Source organism: Klebsiella sp. BIGb0149 (assembly GCF_004362605.1).
In the GTDB taxonomy this organism is placed as follows: Bacteria; Pseudomonadota; Gammaproteobacteria; order Enterobacterales; family Enterobacteriaceae; genus Klebsiella; species Klebsiella terrigena.
Window position 1 is genome coordinate 49,031 of record NZ_SNYG01000011.1, and the last position, 21,383, is coordinate 70,413.

Below are 21,383 nucleotides of genomic sequence, written 5' to 3' on the forward strand. Positions count from 1 at the left end.
GCGAGCAAAATTGCGAATAATGAAACGTTATTTGCGCCTGGAGTTGTCGCGGTGGCCGGTCAGTTGATTCTTCGCAAAGATGAGTTTTTTGCCTCGCCTTCTCAGGCGGTGGCGGTAGCGGATCGCTACCCGCAAAACGTCTTCGCCGAGCATACCCATGAGTTCTGCGAACTGGTGCTGGTATGGCGGGGAAACGGCCTGCACGTGCTTAACGATCGCCCGTGGCGCATTACCCGCGGCGATCTGTTCTATATCCGCGCGCAGGACAAACACTCCTACGCGTCGGTGAACGATTTGGTCCTGCAAAACGTCATCTACTGCCCGGACCGGCTGCGGCTCAACTTTGACTGGGCGGCCCATATTCCCGGGCTGTTTGGTACGCCGTGGCTCCCGCACTGGCGAATCGGCAGCTCCGGTATGACCCAGGTGCGGCAGGTGATTACCCAGCTTGAACAGGAGAGCACCCGCAGCGACCCCCAGGCCAATCAGATGGCCGAGCTGCTGTTCGCCCAGCTGGCGCTCATTCTGCACCGACATCGCTACGCGACCGACAACCTGGCGGCAACCCAAAGCGAAGCCCTGCTCGATAAACTGCTGACCGAGCTGGCCGGCAGCCTGAATCGACCCTTTTTCCTCGATCGCTTTTGCGCGCGGGAAGCGTGCAGCGAGCGCGCCCTGCGCCAGCAGTTTCGCCAGCAGACGGGTATGACGGTCAACCACTATTTACGTCAGCTGAGAATTTGCCACGCGCAGTACCTGCTGCAGCATACGGAGCGGCTGATTGGCGAAATCGCCATGCTGTGCGGATTTGAAGACAGTAACTACTTTTCGGTGGTCTTTAACCGTGAGATCGGCATGACGCCGGGGCAGTGGCGGCAACGCAGTCGCGTCGCCGCTTAGGCGCCTAGTTCGCCATCCCCAGGCCGACAATATTGGCGGCAATAATGATGACCACGCAGCCGAGGCTGAGTACGCCGACCGGCCGCCGCCCGGCGTTTTTCCACTCCTTCAGCACCAGACCAACCAGCCCGCCGCACAGAACGTAGAAGCTCATATGCAGCATCCAGCTCATGTAGTCGTACTGCGCCGGAATGCTGGCGTGGCCCCATGCGTAGAAAAAGAACTGCAGATACCACATCAGGCCGCCGAGAGCGGAAAGCAGAATATTGGCGATGATGAGCGGTTTTGCCCGCGAGAAGTCCGCTTTTATCGACAGGTTTTTCACTTTTGCCAGCCGAATAAAGCAGAATCCGAGGTTCACCAGCGCGCCGCCGCCCATGATGACCACGTAGCTAGGCAGGGCGGTGTACAGCGGGTCAACCCCCAGCGCCGCGGCGGCTTCGTGCATCGGTTTGGCGGCGTTCATCGCAAACGACATCCCCGCCGAGAAAATGCCGCACATCACCGCCAGCAGCAGGCCTTTTTTGAGGTTAAAGTCTTCGGCCTTAATGCCCATTTTGCGCTCTTTCAGCTGCCCCGCTCGGGTCACAATGGCGACGCCAATCACCGCGACCAGCACGCCGAGCAGCGTCATCTGACCGCCTTTGGTATTGATTAAAACCTCGAACTGACCGTTGAGAATCGGGGTCATTAGCGTACCGACGATCAGGGTAATGCCGATGGCGATACCGATCCCCATCGACATGCCGAGATAGCGCATGGTCAGGCCGTAGTTGATATTGCCGATACCCCACATCGCGCCGAACAGGAAGACCGGCAGCAGAGTCGAGGCGCTAAAGGAGTTGTAATAGGCCCAAAAATCAGGCAACAGCAGGGCGCTGATAGTCCAGGGCAGGATCAGCCACGAGACAATCCCGCCGATAGACCACATGGTTTCCCATGACCACTGCTTAACTTGTTTGAACGGAGCATAGAAACAGGCTGCACTGGCCGCACCTATCAAATGCCAAAAAATACCCATCGTAATCGCGTGATTCATTGATTTTATCCTCATCTATTTTTTATCGGATAAATCTTCTTCCGACCCGATGAGTGTAAAAATCGGTCAGTTTTATCGCCTTCAGGCTGTTGCCACGTGTTGGAAAACCCTGGCAACCAACAGCTTAATTAGTTGTTCCAGCTCACAAAACCGCGGGTATCACACTCTGTTATAACCTTATTAAAAATACGGCATTGATAAGCGTTTTCAATATCATTTAATTAACTATAATGAACCAACTGCTTACGCGGCCTTAACACTCGCAGCCGCTCGACAATAATGGAGATGATTATGAGTTTTACACTGCCAGCCCTGCCGTACGCTTATGACGCCCTGGAACCGCACTTCGACAAGCAGACTATGGAAATCCACCATACTAAGCACCACCAGGCTTACGTTAACAACGCCAACGCTGCGCTGGAAAGCCTGCCGGAATTCGCCGATCTGTCTGTTGAAGAGCTGATTACTAAACTGGATCAGCTGCCGGCTGACAAAAAAGGTCCTCTGCGTAACAACGCGGGCGGCCACGCTAACCATAGCCTGTTCTGGAAAGGCCTGAAAACCGGTACCACCCTGCAGGGCGACCTGAAAGCGGCTATCGAGCGCGATTTCGGCTCCGTTGATAACTTCAAAGCTGAGTTTGAAAAAGCTGCCGCCACCCGTTTCGGCTCCGGCTGGGCGTGGCTGGTGCTGAAAGGCGACAAGCTGGCCGTGGTTTCTACCGCGAACCAGGACTCCCCGCTGATGGGTGAAGCTATCTCCGGCGCTTCCGGTTTCCCGATCCTGGGCCTGGACGTGTGGGAACACGCTTACTACCTGAAATTCCAGAACCGCCGCCCGGACTACATCAAAGAGTTCTGGAACGTGGTTAACTGGGACGAAGCAGCAGCGCGTTTTGCCGCCAAAAAATAAGGTTGCATTGTGCTGAACGAGAAGCGAGTCTGATGACTCGCTTTTTTTATACCTGTAGCAGGGGGCAGCAGATGCATTATCCGGTGAACGTCTTTGTGGGCAAGATAAGGGATTACGAAGGAAGCCGTCCGAGCGCCATCGGGAAAATCCAGGTCGACGGTGAGTTAACCCTCGGCGATCTGGGGCTAGAGGGCGATGAGCAGGCGGAAAAGAAAATTCATGGCGGCCCGGATCGCGCGCTATGCCAGTACCCGCGCGAGCACTACGCCGACTGGATCCGCGAATTCCCCCAGCAGGCCGACCTTTTCTGCGCGCCGGCCTTTGGCGAAAACCTTTCTGCTGAAGGAATGACCGAGAAAAACGTTTATATCGGCGATATCTTTCGCTGGGGCGAGGCGCTGATTCAGGTAACGCAGCCGCGATCGCCGTGCTTTAAGCTCAACTTCCATTTTGCCATCAGCGATATGGCCCAGCGCATGCAGAATAGCGGTAAAACCGGCTGGCTGTATCGGGTGGTGGCGGGGGGCGTTGTGTCCTGCGACGCGCCGCTGGAGCTGGTCTCCAGGGTGAGCGATGTCAGCGTACATGAGGCCGGCGCGATTGCCTGGCATATGCCGTTTGATGACGAGCAGTATCATCGCCTGCTCTCTGCTGGAGGGCTATCGGTAAGCTGGAGCCGCACCATGCAGAAGCGGCGCTTAAGCGGGCAGATCGAAGATAGTTCCCGCCGATTGTGGGGGAAATGAGACTCCCCCGGCTGCGTGCGCAGACCGGGGAATGCCGCGTCAGGTGCGCTTATACAGCGGCAGCCAGATGGTCAGCCGCAGGCCGCCCAGCGGGCTGTCGTCGGCCTTCACCCAGCCGCGATGCTGCTGAATAGCGGCTTCGACAATCGCCAGTCCCAGACCGGTACCGCCTGACTCGCGATCGCGCGCTTCGTCGGTGCGGTAAAACGGGCGGAAAATCTGCTCGCGATCCTCAGGGCTGACGCCCGGACCGTCATCATCGACGTTAACCGTGATGCCGTCTTTATCCACCGAGAAGCTCACCGAAATTCGGGTATGCGAGTAGCGCAGCGCGTTGCGTACGATATTCTCCAGCGCGCTTTCCAGCGCGTTGGGGTTGCCGTACAGCGGCCACGGCCCTGGCGGATACTCCACGGTGAACGATTTTCCTACCTGCTCGGCCTCGAAGGCGGCGTTATCGAGCACCTCGCCCCACAGCTGGTTGGCTTTCACCGTCTCGCTGACCAGCGCGTTGTTGGCCTGATTGCGCGACATCACCAGCAGATCGTTGATCATGCTGTCCAGCCGATGCGCCTCCATCTCAATACGCTCCAGCTCTTTGCTCTCGCCGCTGCGACGGCGCAGTAGCGCGGTGCCCAGCTGCAGGCGCGTAAGCGGCGTGCGCAGCTCGTGGGAGATATCGGAGAGCAGACGCTGCTGGCTGGTCATCATCCGTTCCAGGGCGGTGACCATCTGGTTAAAGCTGGTCCCGGCGGCCAAAAACTCCTGCGGGCCGGCTTCCAGTTCCGGATGCTGGCGCAGGTTCCCCTGGGCGACCTCGTCGGCCGCATTTTTCAGCTTACGCGCCGGTTTTGCCAGACTCCACGCCAGCCATAGCAGCAGCGGAGCGCTGACCAGCATGGTGACGATAAGCAGCAGCAGCGGACGGTCAAACAGCAGGTTGATGAAATCGGATTGTGACGTGCTGGCGGGGCGGATCAGATAGAGCTGATAATTATCCTCACCATCCCTGACGGAAAACGGGCCGACCATTTCCAGACGACCATAGCGTTTTTTCTGCGGATGATCGGCATTATCGGCCTGGCCGATAAAGTTGCGAATAATCTGCATTTCGTTGCGTTCTGCGCCGATAACGCGCCCTTCGCTGGTGACCAGCAGCAGACGCTGTCCCGGCGGAGCCCATTTATCTATCGCCCGAAACAGACGACGCCACCACATCAAATCGTTGGGTGGATCGGTCGCCAGCTCGGCCTCAACGTGCTGCTCAATCATGATGCCCTGGCGTTGCTCGCTTTCCAGAAGTTCGGTCATCTGGCGCGAATCCAGCTTGGGCAGCATCAGAACCAGCATCAACACCAGCGCCAGCGTGAGCCAGAAAATAGCGAAGATGCGTGCGGTTAAACTTCCAATCATGAAGCTGAGACCATCAGATAGCCGCGCCCGCGCAGGGTTTTAAACCACGGGTGGCCGTCTTTACGCTCCGGCAGCTTACGCCGCAGGTTAGAAATATGCATATCGATGGCGCGGTCGAACGGCGTCAGGCGTTTTCCCAAAACTTCCTGACTCAGATGTTCACGAGAGACCACCTGGCCCAGATGCTGCGCCAGCAGGTACAGCAGGGTGAACTCCGTTCCGGTCAGCTCCAGCGTTTGACCATCAAAGTTGGCTTCCTGACGGCCCGGGTTGAGGCTCAATGCGTCAACCTCCAGCGTCGGTGAGCCGGCTTCGGTGGTTTGCTGCTGCTCGCTCCAGTGGGAGCGGCGCAGAATCGCGCGTATGCGCGCCACCAGCTCACGATCGTTAAACGGCTTAGGCAGATAATCATCCGCGCCCAGTTCAAGGCCGAGAACGCGATCCAGCTCGCTACCGCGGGCAGTTAGCATGATAACGGGAGTCTGGTGTGTCTGACGCAACTCTTTAAGCGTATCGATACCGTTTTTCTTCGGCATCATCACATCAAGTAAAAGTAAATCGATGCTGTCGTCCAGGAGAGCCAGCGCCTGTTCCCCATCATGGGCTACGAGCACGTTAAAGCCTTCCATATCGAGCAGCTCTTTTAACAGGGAGGTGAGCTCCCGGTCATCATCAACTAACAGGATTTTGTTCATTGTTTAAATACCTCCGAGGCAGAAATTACGTCATCAAGGCTCGCTAATCCATGACTTTACGTTGTTTTACACCCCCTGACGCATGTTTGCAGCCCGAATCGTAAACTGTCTCTCGTTGAATCGCGACACAAACGTTTTGGGAGTATGTGATGCGCAATGTTATTGCTGCCGTCATGGCCTCAACGCTGGCGCTAAGTGCTTATAGCCAGGCCGCTGAAGTCGTTACCAGCGTTAACTGGCTCCCCGGAGAAGAAGGGGCGCAGCGCAGCATCCAGGGCCACATGTTTGATGGCATAAGTTTAACCGAACAGCAACGACAGCAGTTACGAGATCTTATGCAACGGGCACGCCACGATAGGTTACCCGTTAATGTTAGCGAAATGGAGACAATGCATAGCCTTGTCACCGCAGAAAAATTTGATGAAAACGCTGTGCGCGCTCAGGCCGATAAGATGGCGCAGGAACAGGTTGACCGCCAGATCGAAATGGCGAAGGTTCGCAACCAGATGTACCACCTGTTAACGCCAGAGCAGCAAGCGGTTTTAAATGCTAAGCACCAGCAGCGAATGGATCAGTTGCGTGAGGTTGTAAGGATGCAGAAAGGCTCAGCGAAGATGCTTTCAAGTAGTAGCAATACCGTGCAACCCCAGTAACAAACCCTGTTTTCCTTGCCATAGACACCATCCCTGTCTTCCCCCACATGATGTGGGGGTTTTTTTTGCCTGTCATTCAGCTAAACGACCTCCCGCTTGCCATCCGTCGTAACAATAGATCGGGTTATACTAAGCGCATTGCGGGTGAAGGAGCGTTTATGAATCAATCTTATGGGCGGCTGGTGAGTCGTGCGGCCGTTGCGGCAACGGTGATGGCCTCCGCGTTACTTTTGATCAAAATTTTTGCGTGGTGGTATACCGGCTCTGTGAGTATTCTGGCTGCGCTGGTGGACTCGCTGGTGGATATTGCCGCCTCGTTAACCAATCTCCTTGTGGTGCGTTATTCGCTGCAACCTGCCGATGAGGAGCATACCTTTGGCCACGGTAAGGCCGAGTCGCTGGCGGCGCTGGCGCAAAGTATGTTTATCTCCGGGTCGGCGCTGTTCCTGTTTTTAACCGGTATTCAGCACCTGGCGCGCCCGGAACCGATGCAGGCGGCGGGCGTCGGGATGATTGTGACCTTGATTGCGCTGCTCAGTACGCTGGTGCTGGTGACCTTCCAGCGCTGGGTGGTGAGAAAAACGCAGAGTCAGGCGGTGCGTGCAGATATGCTTCATTATCAGTCTGATGTTATGATGAACGGCGCTATTCTGGTGGCGCTGGGCCTCTCCTGGTACGGCTGGCATCGTGCCGATGCGCTATTTGCGTTAGGGATAGGCGTCTATATTCTGTATAGCGCGCTGCGCATGGCCTATGAGGCCGTCCAGTCGCTGTTAGACCGCGCGCTGCCTGATGAGGAACGTCAGGACATTATCAATATCGTGACCGCATGGCCTGGCGTCAGCGGGGCACACGATCTACGGACGCGGCAGTCAGGGCCGACTCGCTTTATTCAAATACATTTGGAAATGGAAGATAACCTGCCATTGGTTCAGGCACACGTCATTGCCGACCAGGTGGAGCAGGCGATTCTGCACCGTTTTCCGGGTTCTGATGTCATTATCCATCAGGACCCCTGTTCTGTGGTGCCGCTGGCGCGGCAGGGCGTTTTTTAAGCTTTGAGTTATAGTCTGTAAACTCGATGTAAAAATGTGGGGCAGCCCGGCATTATTTGTATAAATTACCGCCGTTTGGTCTGACCTGAATCAATTCAGCCAGAAGCGTTTGATATACTATTGCAATTATCGTCGTGCACTCCTGATAAGGGAGCGCTTCAGGCAACAGGATTATTTTTTGCTTCCTAAGTTCAGAGGTAGTCATGATTAAGAAAATCGGTGTGTTGACAAGTGGCGGTGATGCGCCGGGCATGAACGCGGCAATTCGCGGCGTTGTGCGCGCGGCATTAACGGAAGGTCTGGAAGTTTTTGGAATCTATGACGGTTACCTCGGGCTGTATGAAGATCGTATGGTCCAGCTCGACCGCTATAGCGTTTCCGATATGATCAACCGCGGCGGCACCTTCCTGGGTTCAGCACGTTTCCCGGAATTCCGCGAAGAGCACGTTCGCGCCGTGGCCCTTGAGAACATGAAAAAGCGCGGTCTGGATGCGCTGGTTGTTATCGGCGGTGATGGTTCGTACATGGGGGCGATGCGCCTGACCGAAATGGGCTTCCCGTGCATCGGTCTGCCGGGCACCATCGACAACGACATTAAAGGCACCGACTACACCATCGGTTTCTTCACCGCGCTGAGCACCGTCGTTGAAGCGATTGACCGTCTGCGTGATACCTCTTCCTCACACCAGCGTATTTCCGTCGTTGAAGTGATGGGCCGCTATTGTGGCGATCTGACGCTGGCGGCCGCTATTTCCGGCGGCTGTGAATTCGTCATGGTGCCTGAGGTTGATTACAGCCGCGACGATTTGGTTGCTGAAATCAAAGCGGGCATCGCCAAAGGTAAGAAACACGCGATTGTGGCCATCACAGAGCACATGTGCGACGTCCACGAGCTGGCTGACTACATTGAGAAAGAGACCGGTCGTGAAACGCGTGCAACCGTTCTGGGCCACATTCAGCGCGGCGGCTCTCCGGTTCCTTATGACCGTATCCTGGCATCCCGCATGGGCGCCTACGCGATTGACCTGCTGCTGCAGGGCTTCGGCGGCCGCTGCGTGGGTATTCAGAACGAGAAGCTGGTTCATCATGACATCATCGACGCTATCGAGAACATGAAGCGTCCGTTCAAAAATGACTGGCTGGATTGCGCGAAGAAACTGTACTAAGTTTCGGCGTAAAACAAAAAGGCCTTCTCAGAGAGAAGGCCTTTTTTATTGGGCGGGCTATTCGATATCCAGCGCATCCTCTGAGAGGATGATGCCGGTATTATCGGCGTACAGATGATCGCCGGAGAAGAAGGTCACGCCGCCGAAGTTGACGCGGACGTCGCTTTCGCCGATGCCTTCACCCGCGGCACCTACGGGAATGGCTGCCAGCGCCTGGATGCCGATATCCAGCTCTTCCAGATCGTCTACCTGACGCACCGCGCCGTAAACCACCAGTCCTTCCCACTCATTCTGCACCGCCAGACGCGCCAGGTCTGCGTCAATTAGCGCCCGTCGGACGGAACCGCCGCCATCGATCAGCAGAATATGACCACGGCCGTTCTGTTCGAGCATATCGTATAGCAACCCGTTATCCTCGAAACATTTCACCGTGATGATTTGTCCACCAAACGACGACCGTCCCCCAAAGTTGGAGAACAGAGGTTCCACTACGTTGACATCCTCCTGGTAGATGTCACAAAGCTCGGAAGTATCGTATTTCATAGGCTTAACGTTCAGTTGCTGCGAGAGTTTTTAGTATATCTCGCGAAACCCATTGTTGGCAAAATCATCAATTGTTAATTGATATTTGTCAGTTAACCCAGCAGCTTGCTGCAAATAATCCCGATGACAAACAGCAGGTTGGTTAACAGAGCCGCTTTTACCGTTCGTTCCAGCATTGGGCGCATCGCCACCGGCTCGCGCTCGCGCATGACAAACCGCACCTGCTTCACCAGCAGCGGCATCGCGAGGATAAACAGCCAGCCCCATGGACTGTGCAGAGAAAGCAGATTAAACAGCGCCAGGCACAGCGGAGCGCCGATTAACAGGCAGGCGTGGTAGCGGCGGGCGTTGATTGGACCAAGGCGCACGGCCAGGGTGTTTTTGCCGTTCTCCCGGTCGCTATCGATATCGCGCAGGTTATTGATATTGAGCACCGCCGCCGCGAGCAGGCCGCAGGCCGTTGCGGGCAGGAAGACGCTGGCGGCAATCGTGTGGGCCTGGAGGTACCAGCTTCCGGCCACGCTCAGCCAGCCAAAGAAGACCAGCACCGAAATATCGCCAAGGCCGATATAGCCATAGGGGCGGGTGCCGACGGTATAGGTGATTGCCGCGACGATGGCGAGGCTGCCCAGAACCATAAAGCCAATAAAATCGGCCATGGTTTGCCAGGCGGAAAACAGCAGAGCCAGTCCGGAAAGACAAATCAGCACCACGGTGAGGATGAGCGCACGCTTCATCTGCGCCTGGCTGATCGCCCCTTTTTGCATACCGCGCAGCGGGCCTATGCGATCGGGCTTGTCGCTGCCCTTTACCGCATCGCCGTAATCGTTCGCCAGATTAGATAAAATTTGCAGCAGACCGGCGGTAATCAGCGCCAGCAGAGCCACCCAGGGATCGAAATGACCCTGGTGCCAGGCAAGCGTCGTGCCGACAACGATGGCGGCAAAGGCCAGAGGCAGCGTTTTTGGGCGCAGGCTTTCCAGCCAGGCCTGGGTGCGGTTTATCGGTTGTTCAGTCATAATTCCCGGCCAAAAAAATGGGGCTATATATAGCCCCATCGATTGTGATGAAAATACATTGAACCGGATTATAGGATAAAACGACTCAGATCTTCATCTGCCACCAGAACATCGAGATGTTTACCGACATATTCAGCATCAATGGTGATGCTCTGGCCGTTCATTTCGCTGGCATCGTAGGAGATATCTTCAATCAGACGCTCCAGAACGGTGTGCAGACGGCGCGCGCCGATGTTCTCGGTAGTTTCGTTGACCTGCCATGCCGCCTGAGCGATACGCTTGATGCCGTCTTGCGTAAACTCAATGCTCACGCCTTCGGTGGCCATCAGCGCCTTATACTGTACGGTAATCGAGGCGTTCGGCTCGGTCAGGATGCGCTCGAAATCTTCGGTGGTCAGCGCTTTCAGCTCGACGCGAATCGGCAGACGACCCTGCAGTTCAGGGATCAGATCTGACGGACTGGCCACCTGGAATGCGCCGGAGGCGATAAACAGGATGTGGTCAGTTTTCACCATGCCGTGCTTGGTTGAGACGGTACAGCCTTCAACCAGCGGCAGCAGATCGCGCTGGACGCCTTCACGAGACACGTCCGGGCCGGAGCTATTGCCGCCGCGCTTACAGATTTTGTCGATCTCGTCGATAAACACGATACCGTGCTGCTCGACCGCGTCGATAGCGTCCTGCTTCAGCTCTTCCGGGTTAACCAGCTTGGCCGCTTCTTCTTCAATCAGCAGCTTCATCGCGTCTTTGATTTTCAGCTTCCGCGGTTTCTGCTTCTGCCCTCCCAGGTTCTGGAACATGGACTGCAGCTGGCTGGTCATCTCTTCCATGCCCGGAGGGGACATGATCTCTACGCCCATCGGCGCAGCGGCAAGGTCAATCTCGATTTCTTTATCGTCGAGCTGGCCTTCGCGCAGCTTTTTGCGGAATGCCTGACGCGCCGCGGACGGCTCCTGAGTTTGCTCAGCCTGGCCCCAGTTATTTTTCGCCGGTGGGATCAGCACGTCAAGAATGCGCTCTTCCGCCAGCTCTTCCGCACGGTAGCGGTTTTTATCGATGGACTGCATGCGGACCATTTTGATCGCCGCATCGGTCAGATCGCGGATGATGGAATCCACTTCTTTACCGACATAGCCCACTTCGGTGAATTTGGTCGCTTCCACTTTGATGAACGGCGCGTTGGCCAGCTTTGCCAGGCGACGCGCGATTTCGGTTTTACCGACGCCGGTTGGGCCGATCATCAGAATATTTTTCGGTGTAACTTCATGGCGCAGCTCTTCGCTAAGCTGCATGCGGCGCCAGCGGTTACGCAGGGCGATAGCGACAGAACGCTTAGCGGCGTCCTGACCAATAATATGTTTGTCCAGTTCGCTGACAATTTCGCGTGGGGTCATTTCAGACATGGGAGATCCTTACGCTTTAGAGGCTAATTCTTCGATGGTGTGGAAATGGTTGGTATAAATGCAGATATCGCCTGCAATATTCAACGCCTTCTCTGCGATGTCGCGAGCGCCCAAATCGGTATTTTCCAGCAGAGCGCGAGCAGCGGCCTGGGCGTAGGGACCACCGGAGCCGATAGCAATTAAATCATTTTCTGGCTGCACCACGTCACCGTTACCGGTGATGATCAGGGACGAGTTCTCATCCGCAACCGCCAGCAGCGCTTCCAGCTTGCGCAGCATGCGATCGGTACGCCAGTCCTTCGCCAGCTCAACGGCGGCTTTGACCAGATGGCCCTGGTGCATTTCCAGTTTACGTTCAAACAGTTCAAACAGCGTAAAGGCGTCTGCGGTGCCGCCGGCGAAACCCGCAATCACTTTGTCATTGTAGAGACGGCGGACTTTTTTCACGTTGCCTTTCATTACGGTGTTGCCCAGCGTGGCCTGGCCATCGCCGGCAATAACCACATGGCCGTTACGGCGAACACTAACTATTGTTGTCACGAGCAGACCCCTTGGTTACAAAAGCGGAATAGGGGCCCCGCGCTTTACGCGGGGCGGAATGCAATTATAGATGGGGGGGATTTTGAGGGTTTCAACCCCTGGCGGCGAGACGAATGCAGTTTGCATGCCCGGCCATTTTCAGGCGACCGATCATGTCGTTGGCATTTTCCTTGCCTTTCAGCGGCCCAATGACCACGCGATTCCAGCCGTTGTTGGTGGTGATGTGCGAGGCAAAGCCTTCAAAGGCCAGCTGAGCACGGACGGTTTCCGCCTGTTCAGCCCCTTTAAAGGAGCCGCACTGGATCATCCAGCTGCGATCGTCTTTCTTCTCGGCTGCGGCTTTTGGCGCCTCTTCAACTCGCGCAACCGGCGCGGCCGCCTGCGTTTTAGGTGCCGCTGCGGTATGCGCTGGCGTCTGCAGCAGATCCTGATACGGCTGCGGCGCTGCCGCCGTTTGTTTCGGCTGCTGTACCGGCTTCGGCTGCTGTACAGGCTGTTCTGCAACCCGCTGTTGTACGCGCGGCTGCTGCACCGGCGCCTGCTGCTGGGTTTGCGCCCACTGCTGCTGCTGTACCTGCTGCTGAGCCAGGCGCTGACGCTGCAGCGTCTGCTGACGCTGCGCCGGGGTCTGTTCGTTCCACGGCACCTCGGTCAGCTGAGTCGGCTGCTGGCGCATATCGGCCTGCATCTGTGCCAGCAGCTGGCGCTGTTCGTTGGTCAGCTGTTCAGGCTTCATCACTTCGCCGCCGGCCGTCGGTTCGGTTGGCGCACGTACGCCAGGCTGACGGCTTTCCAGCTCTTTTATATAGCGCCAGCGCTCTTCCGGTTTCGGCGGTAGGCCGTTACCTGCCGCCTGGCGGTTTTGCAGCGCTTCAGCTTCTTCTTTTTTGTGGTGCGTGATGAAGTACAGTCCACCGATAAAGGCCACCAGCACGGCCGCCGCGATTGCCACCATAGTAGGTGAAACAGCAGAAAGGCCGCTTTGCTTGTTCCTTGAGCTTCGGGTGTTGCTCTTTTTGCGCCGCGAAGAAGCCGGTTGGCTGCGGCGTACATAATCTCGTTGTGCCACTATCGTTTCGCTGTCTTATTCATTCGTCAGCCCGCCATGTTACTTAAGCGGCGGGCCTTTGACCAGAAGAGCAGGCCCGAAAGCCTGATGGTTATGCTCTGATTTTTCGCGTACTGCCACGAACGATCAGCTCGCAGTCAAGCAGTCGCGAGCCGCTGCTGACGCTGTGACCGTGCAGCTGGTCCAGCAATAGCAGCATCGCTTCGCGGCCGATATCAAAGCGCGGTTGCGCAACGGTCGTCAATGGCGGATCGCAAAATTCAGACAAAGAGATGTTATCGAAACCAATAATAGACAAATCGTCAGGAATTTTCAGGCCGCGGCGTTTTGCCAGCGACAGAGCCCCCAGCGCCATAATATCGCTATGGCAGAATACGGCCGTTGGCGGCACGGGCAGCGATAAAAGCTGCTCAAGGGCGTTAGAGCCGGCTTCATAGGTAAAATTACCGCGGGCAATATACTGCGGCTCGACGGTTATCCCGCTGCGGCGCAGCGCCTGGACGTAGCCCTGCAGACGGTAGTGGCACAGCGGCATCTCTTCCGGGCCGGCGATACAGCCTATACGCTTGTGCCCCAGCTCGTGCAGGTAGTTGACGGCGTTGAACGCGGCGGTGAGGTTGTCGATATGCACCGTGGGCAGCTCGAGCTCTGGCGCAAATTCGTTTGCCATCACCATCGGCGGCAGATTGCGCTGCTCCTCTACGCCGGCATCGAACGGCAGGCGGGAGCCGAGCAGCAGCATGCCGTCGATCTGCTTGGTAATAATCAGGTCGATAAAGGTTTTTTCCTGACGGTTTTGATGGGCGCAGTCACCGATCAGCACCAGGTAACCCTGTTCCGCCGCGGTGATTTCGATACCGCGGATGATTTCACTGAAAAAGGGATCGCAAATATCCGGCACAATCACCAGAATCGTGCGCGATTCGTTGCGTTTCATATTTCGCCCGAGCGACTGCGGCAAATAGCCGACTTCCAGCGCCGCCTGCTCCACCCGATTACGGGTAGTTTGTGAAACCTTATCGGGATTCATTAACGCTCGGGATACGGTTGCCGTTGAAACGTTAGCCTTCAGGGCGACGTCTTTCATCGTGGCGGCAACCACCTGTTTTTTGGGCTTCACCTGTTTTCTCCTCGCTGACTGGCGCAGACACATCCCTTGTGATCTGACATCAACAACATTTTTAGCAGATAGTCGCTGCAGAGAGTTACAGAATTTTCATGAAAAACGTGATGAGCATTGAATTTTTTCGATCCGCCTCGCAAGAGAAGGCTTAACCTTCAATAGGATCGACGTCCAGCATCCACTTCACCTTGCGCGCTTCCGGCAGCGTATTGATCAGGGCCAGCGTACCGCTGACGATGTGCTGCAGTCGAGTGCGCGACGGGTGCTGCAGCAGGATCTGCCAGCGCCAGCGGCCTCCGCGCTTTGGCGCCAGCGCCGGAACCGGGCCAAGCACCCACAGCTTCTCGTCGGCCAGCGGGCTGGCCTGCAGCAGGTTACGCAGCTGCTGCAGGAACAGCGGGGCCTGCTGGTTGTTATGGTCTTCCGCGCGAATCAGCACGTGGCTGGTCCACGGCGGCAGCTGCATCGCCTGACGTTCGGCGAGCGCCTGATCAGCGAAGGCGTCATAGCCTTTATATAACAGCGTTTGCAGCAGCGGATGCTCAGGATGGTGGGTCTGGAGGATAACCTCGCCCTGTTTCCCGGCGCGGCCCGCGCGGCCGGATACCTGGGTGTAGAGCTGGGCGAAGCGCTCCGCCGAGCGGAAATCGGCGGAAAACAGCGCCCCGTCGACGTCGAGCAGAGAGACCAGGGTGACATCCGGAAAGTGGTGACCTTTTGCCAGCATCTGAGTGCCAATCAGAATACGCGCCCCGCCGCGATGAATATCGGAGAGATGCTGCTCAAGCGCCCCTTTGCGGCTGGTCGTATCCCGGTCAACGCGGGATATTGGCACTTCGGGAAACAGCGGCGCCAGCGCCTGCTCCAGCTGCTCCGTGCCGAGCCCTACCGGCACCAGATGCGTCGAGCCGCAGGAAGGGCACTGACGCGGTATAGGCCGCTGGCTGTCGCAGTGGTGGCAGCGCAGATGATGCTGCGCCTGGTGCAGGGTGTAATAGCTGTCGCAGCGCGGGCATTCGGCAATCCAGCCGCAGTCATGGCACAGCAGAGCCGGGGCGAAGCCGCGACGGTTTAAAAACAGGATGACCTGATTATCGGCCTGCAGGTGCTGGCGCATCCGGGCAATAAGCGCGGGGGAGAGCCCTGCCTGCAGCTGCTGGCCTTTTAAATCCAGCACGTGCTGCTGGGCCGGGCGGGCGTTACCCGCGCGCCGGGTCAGCTTCAGCTGGCGATATTTGCCCTGGCGAACGTTGTGTAACGTCTCCAGCGCCGGGGTTGCCGAGCCGAGAATAATCGGGATTTGCTCGCTATGGGCGCGCCACACCGCCAGGTCGCGGGCGTGATAGCGCCAGCCTTCCTGCTGCTTATAGGAGCTGTCGTGCTCTTCATCAATCACGATCACCCCGAGGTCTTTAAACGGGGTAAATAGCGACGAGCGGGTGCCGATAACTATCGCCGCCTCGCCGTTTTTGGCTTTCAGCCACGCCGAGAGGCGTTCGCTATCGTTAAGTCCGGAGTGCAGGACCTCAACGGGAGCGTTAAAGCGCTCGCGAAAGCGGGCGATGGTTTGCGGCGTCAGGCCGATTTCCGGCACCATTACCAGCGCCTGGCGACCCTGAGCCAGCACGTTTTCCAGCACGCTCAGATAAACTTCGGTTTTCCCCGAGCCGGTGATCCCCGCCAGCAGCCAGGTGGAAAAGCGGTCAGCGGCGCTGTGGATTGCCCCGACGGCGGTGGCCTGCTCGGTATTCAGGCGCAGCCGCTCTCCGGGGACGGTGAAGCTCGTCCGCCAGTCGGTGATGGCCGGCGCTTCGTTTGCCAGCTCGCAGAGCCCTTTCCCGCGCAGCGCCTGCAGCGCCGCATCGCTGAACTCCAGCTCCGCCACCTGATGACGCCATATTTTTCCCTGACGCAGCGCGGCCAGGGCCTGCTGCTGCTTCGGTGAACGCTTGAGGCCGTTGATGTCTACCGCGTGGCCCTGCTCGGTTGCGAACCAGTACCACTGCGGCGCCGCGCTGGCCGGCTTTCCCTGGCGCAGGGCGATGGGGAGGGCGTGAAATAGCACGTCGCCAATCGGGTGATGATAATAGTCGGCTGCCCACAGCAGCAGCCGCCAGATAGAGGAAGAAAATACCGGCTCGGCGTCCAGCGCTTCGGCGACCGGCTTGAGCCCGTCCAGCGGCAGCTCGCTGCGTTCGCTAATCGCGGTGACAATGCCGATGCGCTCCTGTTTACCGAACGGCACGCGCACGCGACAGCCCGCTTTGACCGTGATGCCCTCAGGGAGCAAATAGTCAAAGGTACGGGGCAGCGGAACGGGCAGGGCTACGTGGGCGACGGGCATGTCATCTTCCTGACTTGAAATCTGGCCGGTTAGTATACACATTGTGATAAGGGCTCGCGGATCAGTTTGCATCCGTCGGTCAAATTCTGTATGATTCGCCGCCTTTGGTGTGCTTCGTGCAGCATCAAAGCCTATACTATTACCCATGAGTTCCGCACGGCGGAAAGTCTACGGGAAATTATTAACATCGCGTGGTGTCTGGCGTTAGGGCTGGAAGAGCGACGCGGCCTTAACTGAGGTTCTCCCATGAAAAAAGATATTCACCCGAAATACGAAGAAGTTACTGCTAACTGTTCTTGCGGTAACGTCATGAAAATCCGCTCTACCGTTGGTCACGACCTGAACCTCGACGTGTGCGGTAAATGCCACCCGTTCTACACTGGCAAGCAGCGTGATGTTGCTACCGGTGGCCGCGTTGACCGCTTCAACAAGCGCTTCAGCGTACCGGGCACCAGCAAGTAAGTTGCCGGAAGCCAGAAGAAGAAGCCGCCTCAGGGCGGCTTTTTTGTTTCTCTCGCCGTCAAACGCGGAGAAATAAAAAAGGGCAGAAGTTTTCTTCTGTCCTTTTTTATTGGCTTAGTATTCCCACGTATCCGGGTCGATGCCCATCTCACGCATAATCTGTTTCGCCGCTTCCGGAATTTCATCACTGCGTTCTTTACGCAGGTCTTCATCGTTAGGCAACGGTTGACCGGTAAATGCATGCAGGAACGCTTCACACAGCAGCTCGCTGTTGGTGGCGTGACGCAGGTTGTTGACCTGACGACGCGTGCGTTCATCTGTGAGGATCTTTAACACCTTCAGAGGAATGGAAACCGTAATTTTTTTTACTTGCTCACTCTTCTTACCGTGCTCAGCGTATGGGCTGATATATTCGCCGCTCCATTCAGCCATGAGATACCTTTAATCCTCTAGTCATTAGTTAAGGGCCTGAATCTTGAGTCCGGGCCATAATCGCGCGTAGTTTACCGCATGAGTCGTCTTTCTGACATGAGATAAGCCGATACGGATGTGCGCTAATGCATATAATTTTAACGGCTATTTCCTGTTTGCTCAATCTATACGCAAAGAAGTTTAGATGTCCAGATGTATTGACGTCTATTGTGACAATGATTACTCTGGAGTCTGACATTTCACCGATTCAGCCCAGGAACTGCCCAACATGACGCGTAAACAGGCCACCATCGCAGTGCGTAGCGGTTTAAATGACGACGAACAGTACGGTTGCGTTGTCCCGCCGATCCACCTTTCCAGCACCTATAACTTCACCGGCTTTAACGAACCTCGTGCCCATGACTACTCCCGTCGCGGTAACCCAACGCGTGACGTGGTACAGCGCGCTCTGGCGGAGCTGGAAGGCGGCGCGGGCGCGGTTCTGACCAACACCGGCATGTCGGCTATTCTGCTGGTGACCACCGTTTACCTGAAGCCGGGCGACCTGCTGGTGGCGCCGCACGACTGCTACGGCGGCAGCTATCGTCTGTTTGATAGCCTGGCGAAACGCGGCTGCTACCGCGTGCTGTTTGTCGATCAAAACGATGAGCAGGCGCTGAGCGCCGCGCTGGCGGAAAAACCGAAGCTGGTATTGGTTGAAAGCCCAAGTAATCCATTGCTGAGAGTGGTGGATATTGCGAAAATCTGCACGCTGGCGCGTGAAGCGGGTGCGGTGAGCGTGGTGGATAACACCTTCCTGAGCCCGGCACTGCAAAATCCGCTGGCGCTGGGAGCCGATCTGGTGTTGCATTCATGCACCAAATACCTGAACGGCCACTCAGACGTTGTCGCCGGCGTGGTGATTGCCAAAGATCCGCAGACTGTCACCGAACTGGCATGGTGGGCGAATAATATTGGCGTCACCGGCGGGGCCTTCGATAGCTACCTGCTGCTGCGCGGTCTGCGTACGCTTTCCCCGCGTATGGAGGTGGCCCAGCGCAACGCGCAGGCGATCGTCGACTATCTGAAAACCCAGCCGCTGGTGAAAAAACTGTATCATCCATCTCTGCCGGAAAATCAGGGGCATGAGATTGCTGCGCGTCAGCAAAAAGGTTTTGGTGCGATGCTAAGCTTCGAGCTGGATGGCGATGAGCAGACGCTGCGTCGTTTCCTGAGCGGATTATCGCTATTTACGCTGGCGGAGTCGCTGGGAGGCGTAGAAAGTCTGATTTCTCACGCTGCGACGATGACCCACGCAGGTATGGCGCCTGAAGCGCGCGCGGCGGCGGGGATCTCAGAAACGCTTCTGCGTATTTCGACCGGTATTGAAGATGGTGAAGATTTAATTGCCGACCTGGAAAATGGCTTCCGGGCAGCAAACGAGGAATAAACATGAGTGTGATTGCGCAGGCAGGGGCGAAGGGTCGTCAGCTGCACAAATTTGGTGGGAGTAGTTTAGCGGATGCGAAATGTTACCTGCGCGTCGCGGGGATCATGACGGAATACTCGCAGGCAGGCGACATGATGGTTGTCTCCGCTGCCGGCAGCACCACCAACCAGCTGATTAGCTGGCTGAAGCTCAGCCAGACCGATCGCCTCTCTGCGCATCAGGTACAGCAGTCGCTGCGTCGTTATCAGATGGAGCTGATCTCCGGCCTGCTGTCGGCAGACGCTGCCGACACGCTCATCACGACCTTTATTCACGACCTTGAACGACTGGCGGGTCTGCTGGATAGCGGCGTCACCGATGCGGTATACGCTGAGGTGGTTGGCCACGGCGAAGTCTGGTCCGCGCGCCTGATGGCTGCGGTCCTCAACCAGCTGGGACTGGAAGCCGCGTGGCTTGATGCGCGTAGCTTCCTGCGCGCCGAGCGTTCGGCACAGCCGCAGGTGGATGAAGGTTTATCCTACCCGCTGCTGCAGCAGCTCATGGCGCAGCATCCGAACAAGCGTCTGGTGGTAACCGGCTTTATCTCGCGTAACAACGCCGGAGAAACCGTGCTGCTGGGACGTAACGGCTCCGACTATTCCGCGACCCAAATTGGTGCCCTTGCCGGCGCATCCCGCGTCACTATCTGGAGCGACGTCGCTGGCGTCTATAGCGCTGACCCGCGTAAAGTGAAGGATGCCTGTCTGCTGCCGCTGCTGCGCCTGGATGAAGCCAGCGAGCTGGCTCGCCTGGCGGCGCCGGTGCTGCACGCGCGTACGCTCCAGCCGGTCTCCGGCAGCGATATCGACCTGCAGCTGCGCTGTAGCTACACCCCTGAGCAGGGTTCTACGCGTATTGAACGCGTTCTGGCCTCCGGGACCGGGGCGCGAATTGTCACCAGCCATGACGACGTGTGCCTGATTGAGTTCCAGGTGCCCGCGGGCCAGGATTTCAAGCTGGCGCACAAGGAGCTGGATCTTATCTTTAAACGCGCCCAGCTGCGCCCGCTGGCCGTTGGCGTGCATGCCGACCGCAAGCTGCTGCAGTTCTGCTATACCGCCGAAGTGGCGGACAGCGCGCTGCGGCTGCTCGACGAAGCAGGTTTGCCTGGCGAGCTGCGTTTGCGCCAGAAGCTGGCGCTGGTGGCGATGGTTGGCGCGGGCGTCACCCGCAATCCCCTGCACTGCCACCGCTTCTGGCAGCAGCTGAAAGGGCAGCCGGTTGAGTTTACCTGGCAATCTGAAGAGGGGATTAGCCTGGTTGCCGTGCTGCGCGCGGGCCCAACCGAGAGCCTGATTCAGGGCCTGCACCAGTCGCTGTTCCGCGCGGAAAAGCGTATTGGTCTGGTGCTGTTTGGTAAAGGCAACATCGGTTCCCGCTGGCTGGAGCTGTTTGCCCGCGAGCAAACCACGCTTTCCGCCCGCACCGGCTTTGAGTTTGTTCTCGCCGGGGTGGTGGATAGCCGCCGCAGCCTGCTGAATTACGAAGGGCTGGACGCCAGCCGCGCGCTGGCCTTCTTCCATGATGAGGCCGTTGAGCAGGATGAAGAATCGCTGTTCCTGTGGATGCGTGCCCACCCGTATGATGATTTAGTGGTGCTGGACGTGACCGCCAGCGCGCAGCTGGCCGATCAGTATCTTGATTTTGCCAGCCACGGCTTCCACGTGATCAGCGCCAATAAGCTGGCCGGGGCCAGCAGCAGCGATAAGTACCGCCAGATCCACGACGCGTTTGAGAAAACGGGGCGTCATTGGCTCTACAACGCCACTGTTGGCGCCGGGCTGCCGGTAAACCACACGGTGCGCGATCTGATCGACAGCGGCGATACCATTCTGGCTCTGAGCGGTATTTTCTCCGGGACGCTCTCCTGGCTGTTCCTGCAGTTTGACGGGACGGTGCCGTTTACTGACCTGGTCGATCAGGCATGGCAGCAGGGGCTGACTGAACCGGATCCTCGCGTTGACCTTTCGGGTAAAGACGTGATGCGCAAGCTGGTGATCCTCGCCCGTGAGGCGGGCTATGATATCGAGCCTGACCAGGTGCGCGTGGAATCGCTGGTGCCGGCGCACTGCGAAGAAGGCTCCGTCGATCACTTCTTTGAGAATGGCGAAGAGCTGAACGAGCAGATGCTGCAGCGCCTTGAGGCCGCCCGTGAAATGGGCCTGGTCCTGCGCTATGTCGCGCGTTTCGACGCCAACGGCAAGGCGCGCGTTGGCGTTGAAGCCGTGCGCCAGGAGCATCCGCTGGCGGCGCTGCTGCCGTGCGATAACGTCTTCGCTATCGACAGCCGCTGGTATCGTGATAATCCGCTGGTGATCCGCGGCCCGGGCGCGGGGCGCGATGTTACCGCCGGTGCGATTCAATCGGATATTAATCGCCTGGCGCAGCTGCTGTAGTCTCC

20 protein-coding genes are annotated in these 21,383 nt (G+C 57.4%); 9 read left to right on the forward strand and 11 right to left on the reverse strand.

From position 1 onward, the window contains the following. Positions 1 to 51: 51 nt before the first annotated feature. Positions 52 to 900 carry an HTH-type transcriptional activator RhaR gene (gene rhaR, locus EDF75_RS25475; protein ID WP_208113329.1) on the forward strand — a complete coding sequence of 283 codons (849 nt, stop codon included), beginning with the start codon at positions 52 to 54 and terminating at the stop codon, positions 898 to 900. A gap of 4 nt (positions 901 to 904) precedes the next feature. Here the strand turns inward: rhaR and rhaT are convergent, their stop codons facing one another. Beyond that, on the reverse strand, positions 905 to 1,939 hold the full coding sequence (gene rhaT, locus EDF75_RS25480; protein WP_133601310.1) for an L-rhamnose/proton symporter RhaT: 1,035 nt from the start codon (positions 1,937 to 1,939) through the stop codon (positions 905 to 907). Between the two features lie 291 nt (positions 1,940 to 2,230). On the opposite strand from rhaT, the gene sodA reads away from it, so the two are divergent. Then, entirely contained in the window at positions 2,231 to 2,851 is a 621-nt protein-coding gene (gene sodA / locus EDF75_RS25485) for a superoxide dismutase [Mn] (RefSeq protein WP_041143426.1), read from the forward strand. 71 nt (positions 2,852 to 2,922) lie between these two features. Further along, positions 2,923 to 3,597, forward strand: coding sequence for a 6-hydroxyaminopurine reductase (gene yiiM, locus EDF75_RS25490; RefSeq protein WP_133601311.1), 675 nt, complete (start codon positions 2,923 to 2,925; stop codon positions 3,595 to 3,597). 39 nt (positions 3,598 to 3,636) lie between these two features. Here the strand turns inward: yiiM and cpxA are convergent, their stop codons facing one another. Together cpxA and cpxR are read right to left on the reverse strand one after the other, a co-directional pair. Continuing rightward, positions 3,637 to 5,010, reverse strand: a complete 1,374-nt coding sequence (gene cpxA / locus EDF75_RS25495; RefSeq protein WP_041143428.1) for an envelope stress sensor histidine kinase CpxA — start codon at positions 5,008 to 5,010, stop codon at positions 3,637 to 3,639. Beyond that, positions 5,007 to 5,705: an envelope stress response regulator transcription factor CpxR gene (gene cpxR, locus EDF75_RS25500; protein ID WP_004203671.1), complete on the reverse strand. Its 699-nt coding sequence runs from the start codon at positions 5,703 to 5,705 to the stop codon at positions 5,007 to 5,009. Before cpxR ends, cpxA begins: the two co-directional genes overlap by 4 nt. A 149-nt stretch (positions 5,706 to 5,854) precedes the next feature. Here cpxR and cpxP point away from each other — a divergent pair, with 149 nt between their 5' ends. From cpxP to pfkA, 3 genes are all read left to right on the forward strand, one after another. Beyond that, positions 5,855 to 6,358, forward strand: a complete 504-nt coding sequence (cpxP, locus tag EDF75_RS25505) for a cell-envelope stress modulator CpxP (protein WP_045853666.1) — start codon at positions 5,855 to 5,857, stop codon at positions 6,356 to 6,358. Positions 6,359 to 6,516: 158 nt separating this feature from the next. Continuing rightward, on the forward strand, positions 6,517 to 7,413 hold the full coding sequence (gene fieF / locus EDF75_RS25510) for a CDF family cation-efflux transporter FieF (protein ID WP_133601312.1): 897 nt from the start codon (positions 6,517 to 6,519) through the stop codon (positions 7,411 to 7,413). Positions 7,414 to 7,616: 203 nt separating this feature from the next. Then, the gene (gene pfkA, locus EDF75_RS25515; protein ID WP_045853664.1) at positions 7,617 to 8,579 is read left to right on the forward strand and encodes a 6-phosphofructokinase; all 963 of its coding nucleotides are present in this window, start codon (positions 7,617 to 7,619) and stop codon (positions 8,577 to 8,579) included. A 57-nt stretch (positions 8,580 to 8,636) separates the two neighbouring features. Here the strand turns inward: pfkA and rraA are convergent, their stop codons facing one another. From rraA to priA, 7 genes are all read right to left on the reverse strand, one after another. Next, positions 8,637 to 9,122, reverse strand: coding sequence for a ribonuclease E activity regulator RraA (rraA, locus tag EDF75_RS25520; RefSeq protein WP_041143432.1), 486 nt, complete (start codon positions 9,120 to 9,122; stop codon positions 8,637 to 8,639). A 92-nt stretch (positions 9,123 to 9,214) separates the two neighbouring features. After that, a complete protein-coding gene (gene menA / locus EDF75_RS25525; protein ID WP_045853663.1) occupies positions 9,215 to 10,141 on the reverse strand; it encodes a 1,4-dihydroxy-2-naphthoate polyprenyltransferase in 927 nt (308 codons plus the stop codon). A gap of 68 nt (positions 10,142 to 10,209) precedes the next feature. Next, entirely contained in the window at positions 10,210 to 11,544 is a 1,335-nt protein-coding gene (hslU, locus tag EDF75_RS25530; RefSeq protein WP_041143434.1) for an HslU--HslV peptidase ATPase subunit, read from the reverse strand. Between the two features lie 9 nt (positions 11,545 to 11,553). Beyond that, positions 11,554 to 12,084 carry an ATP-dependent protease subunit HslV gene (gene hslV, locus EDF75_RS25535; protein WP_041143435.1) on the reverse strand — a complete coding sequence of 177 codons (531 nt, stop codon included), beginning with the start codon at positions 12,082 to 12,084 and terminating at the stop codon, positions 11,554 to 11,556. Positions 12,085 to 12,175: 91 nt separating this feature from the next. Further along, positions 12,176 to 13,153: a cell division protein FtsN gene (gene ftsN / locus EDF75_RS25540; RefSeq protein WP_133601313.1), complete on the reverse strand. Its 978-nt coding sequence runs from the start codon at positions 13,151 to 13,153 to the stop codon at positions 12,176 to 12,178. 91 nt (positions 13,154 to 13,244) lie between these two features. Then, positions 13,245 to 14,273 carry a DNA-binding transcriptional regulator CytR gene (gene cytR, locus EDF75_RS25545; RefSeq protein ID WP_041143437.1) on the reverse strand — a complete coding sequence of 343 codons (1,029 nt, stop codon included), beginning with the start codon at positions 14,271 to 14,273 and terminating at the stop codon, positions 13,245 to 13,247. A 151-nt stretch (positions 14,274 to 14,424) separates the two neighbouring features. Then, positions 14,425 to 16,620, reverse strand: a complete 2,196-nt coding sequence (priA, locus tag EDF75_RS25550) for a primosomal protein N' (RefSeq protein ID WP_133601314.1) — start codon at positions 16,618 to 16,620, stop codon at positions 14,425 to 14,427. A 246-nt stretch (positions 16,621 to 16,866) separates the two neighbouring features. Between priA and rpmE the strand changes: the two genes are divergently transcribed. Next, positions 16,867 to 17,082, forward strand: coding sequence for a 50S ribosomal protein L31 (gene rpmE, locus EDF75_RS25555; RefSeq protein ID WP_045853658.1), 216 nt, complete (start codon positions 16,867 to 16,869; stop codon positions 17,080 to 17,082). A gap of 114 nt (positions 17,083 to 17,196) precedes the next feature. Here the strand turns inward: rpmE and metJ are convergent, their stop codons facing one another. After that, the gene (metJ, locus tag EDF75_RS25560) at positions 17,197 to 17,514 is read right to left on the reverse strand and encodes a met regulon transcriptional regulator MetJ (RefSeq protein WP_004869405.1); all 318 of its coding nucleotides are present in this window, start codon (positions 17,512 to 17,514) and stop codon (positions 17,197 to 17,199) included. 268 nt (positions 17,515 to 17,782) lie between these two features. On the opposite strand from metJ, the gene metB reads away from it, so the two are divergent. Both metB and EDF75_RS25570 read left to right on the forward strand, forming a co-directional pair. Continuing rightward, entirely contained in the window at positions 17,783 to 18,943 is a 1,161-nt protein-coding gene (gene metB, locus EDF75_RS25565; protein ID WP_041143440.1) for a cystathionine gamma-synthase, read from the forward strand. 2 nt (positions 18,944 to 18,945) lie between these two features. Beyond that, positions 18,946 to 21,378 carry a bifunctional aspartate kinase/homoserine dehydrogenase II gene (locus EDF75_RS25570; protein ID WP_133601315.1) on the forward strand — a complete coding sequence of 811 codons (2,433 nt, stop codon included), beginning with the start codon at positions 18,946 to 18,948 and terminating at the stop codon, positions 21,376 to 21,378. Positions 21,379 to 21,383 lie beyond the last annotated feature (5 nt).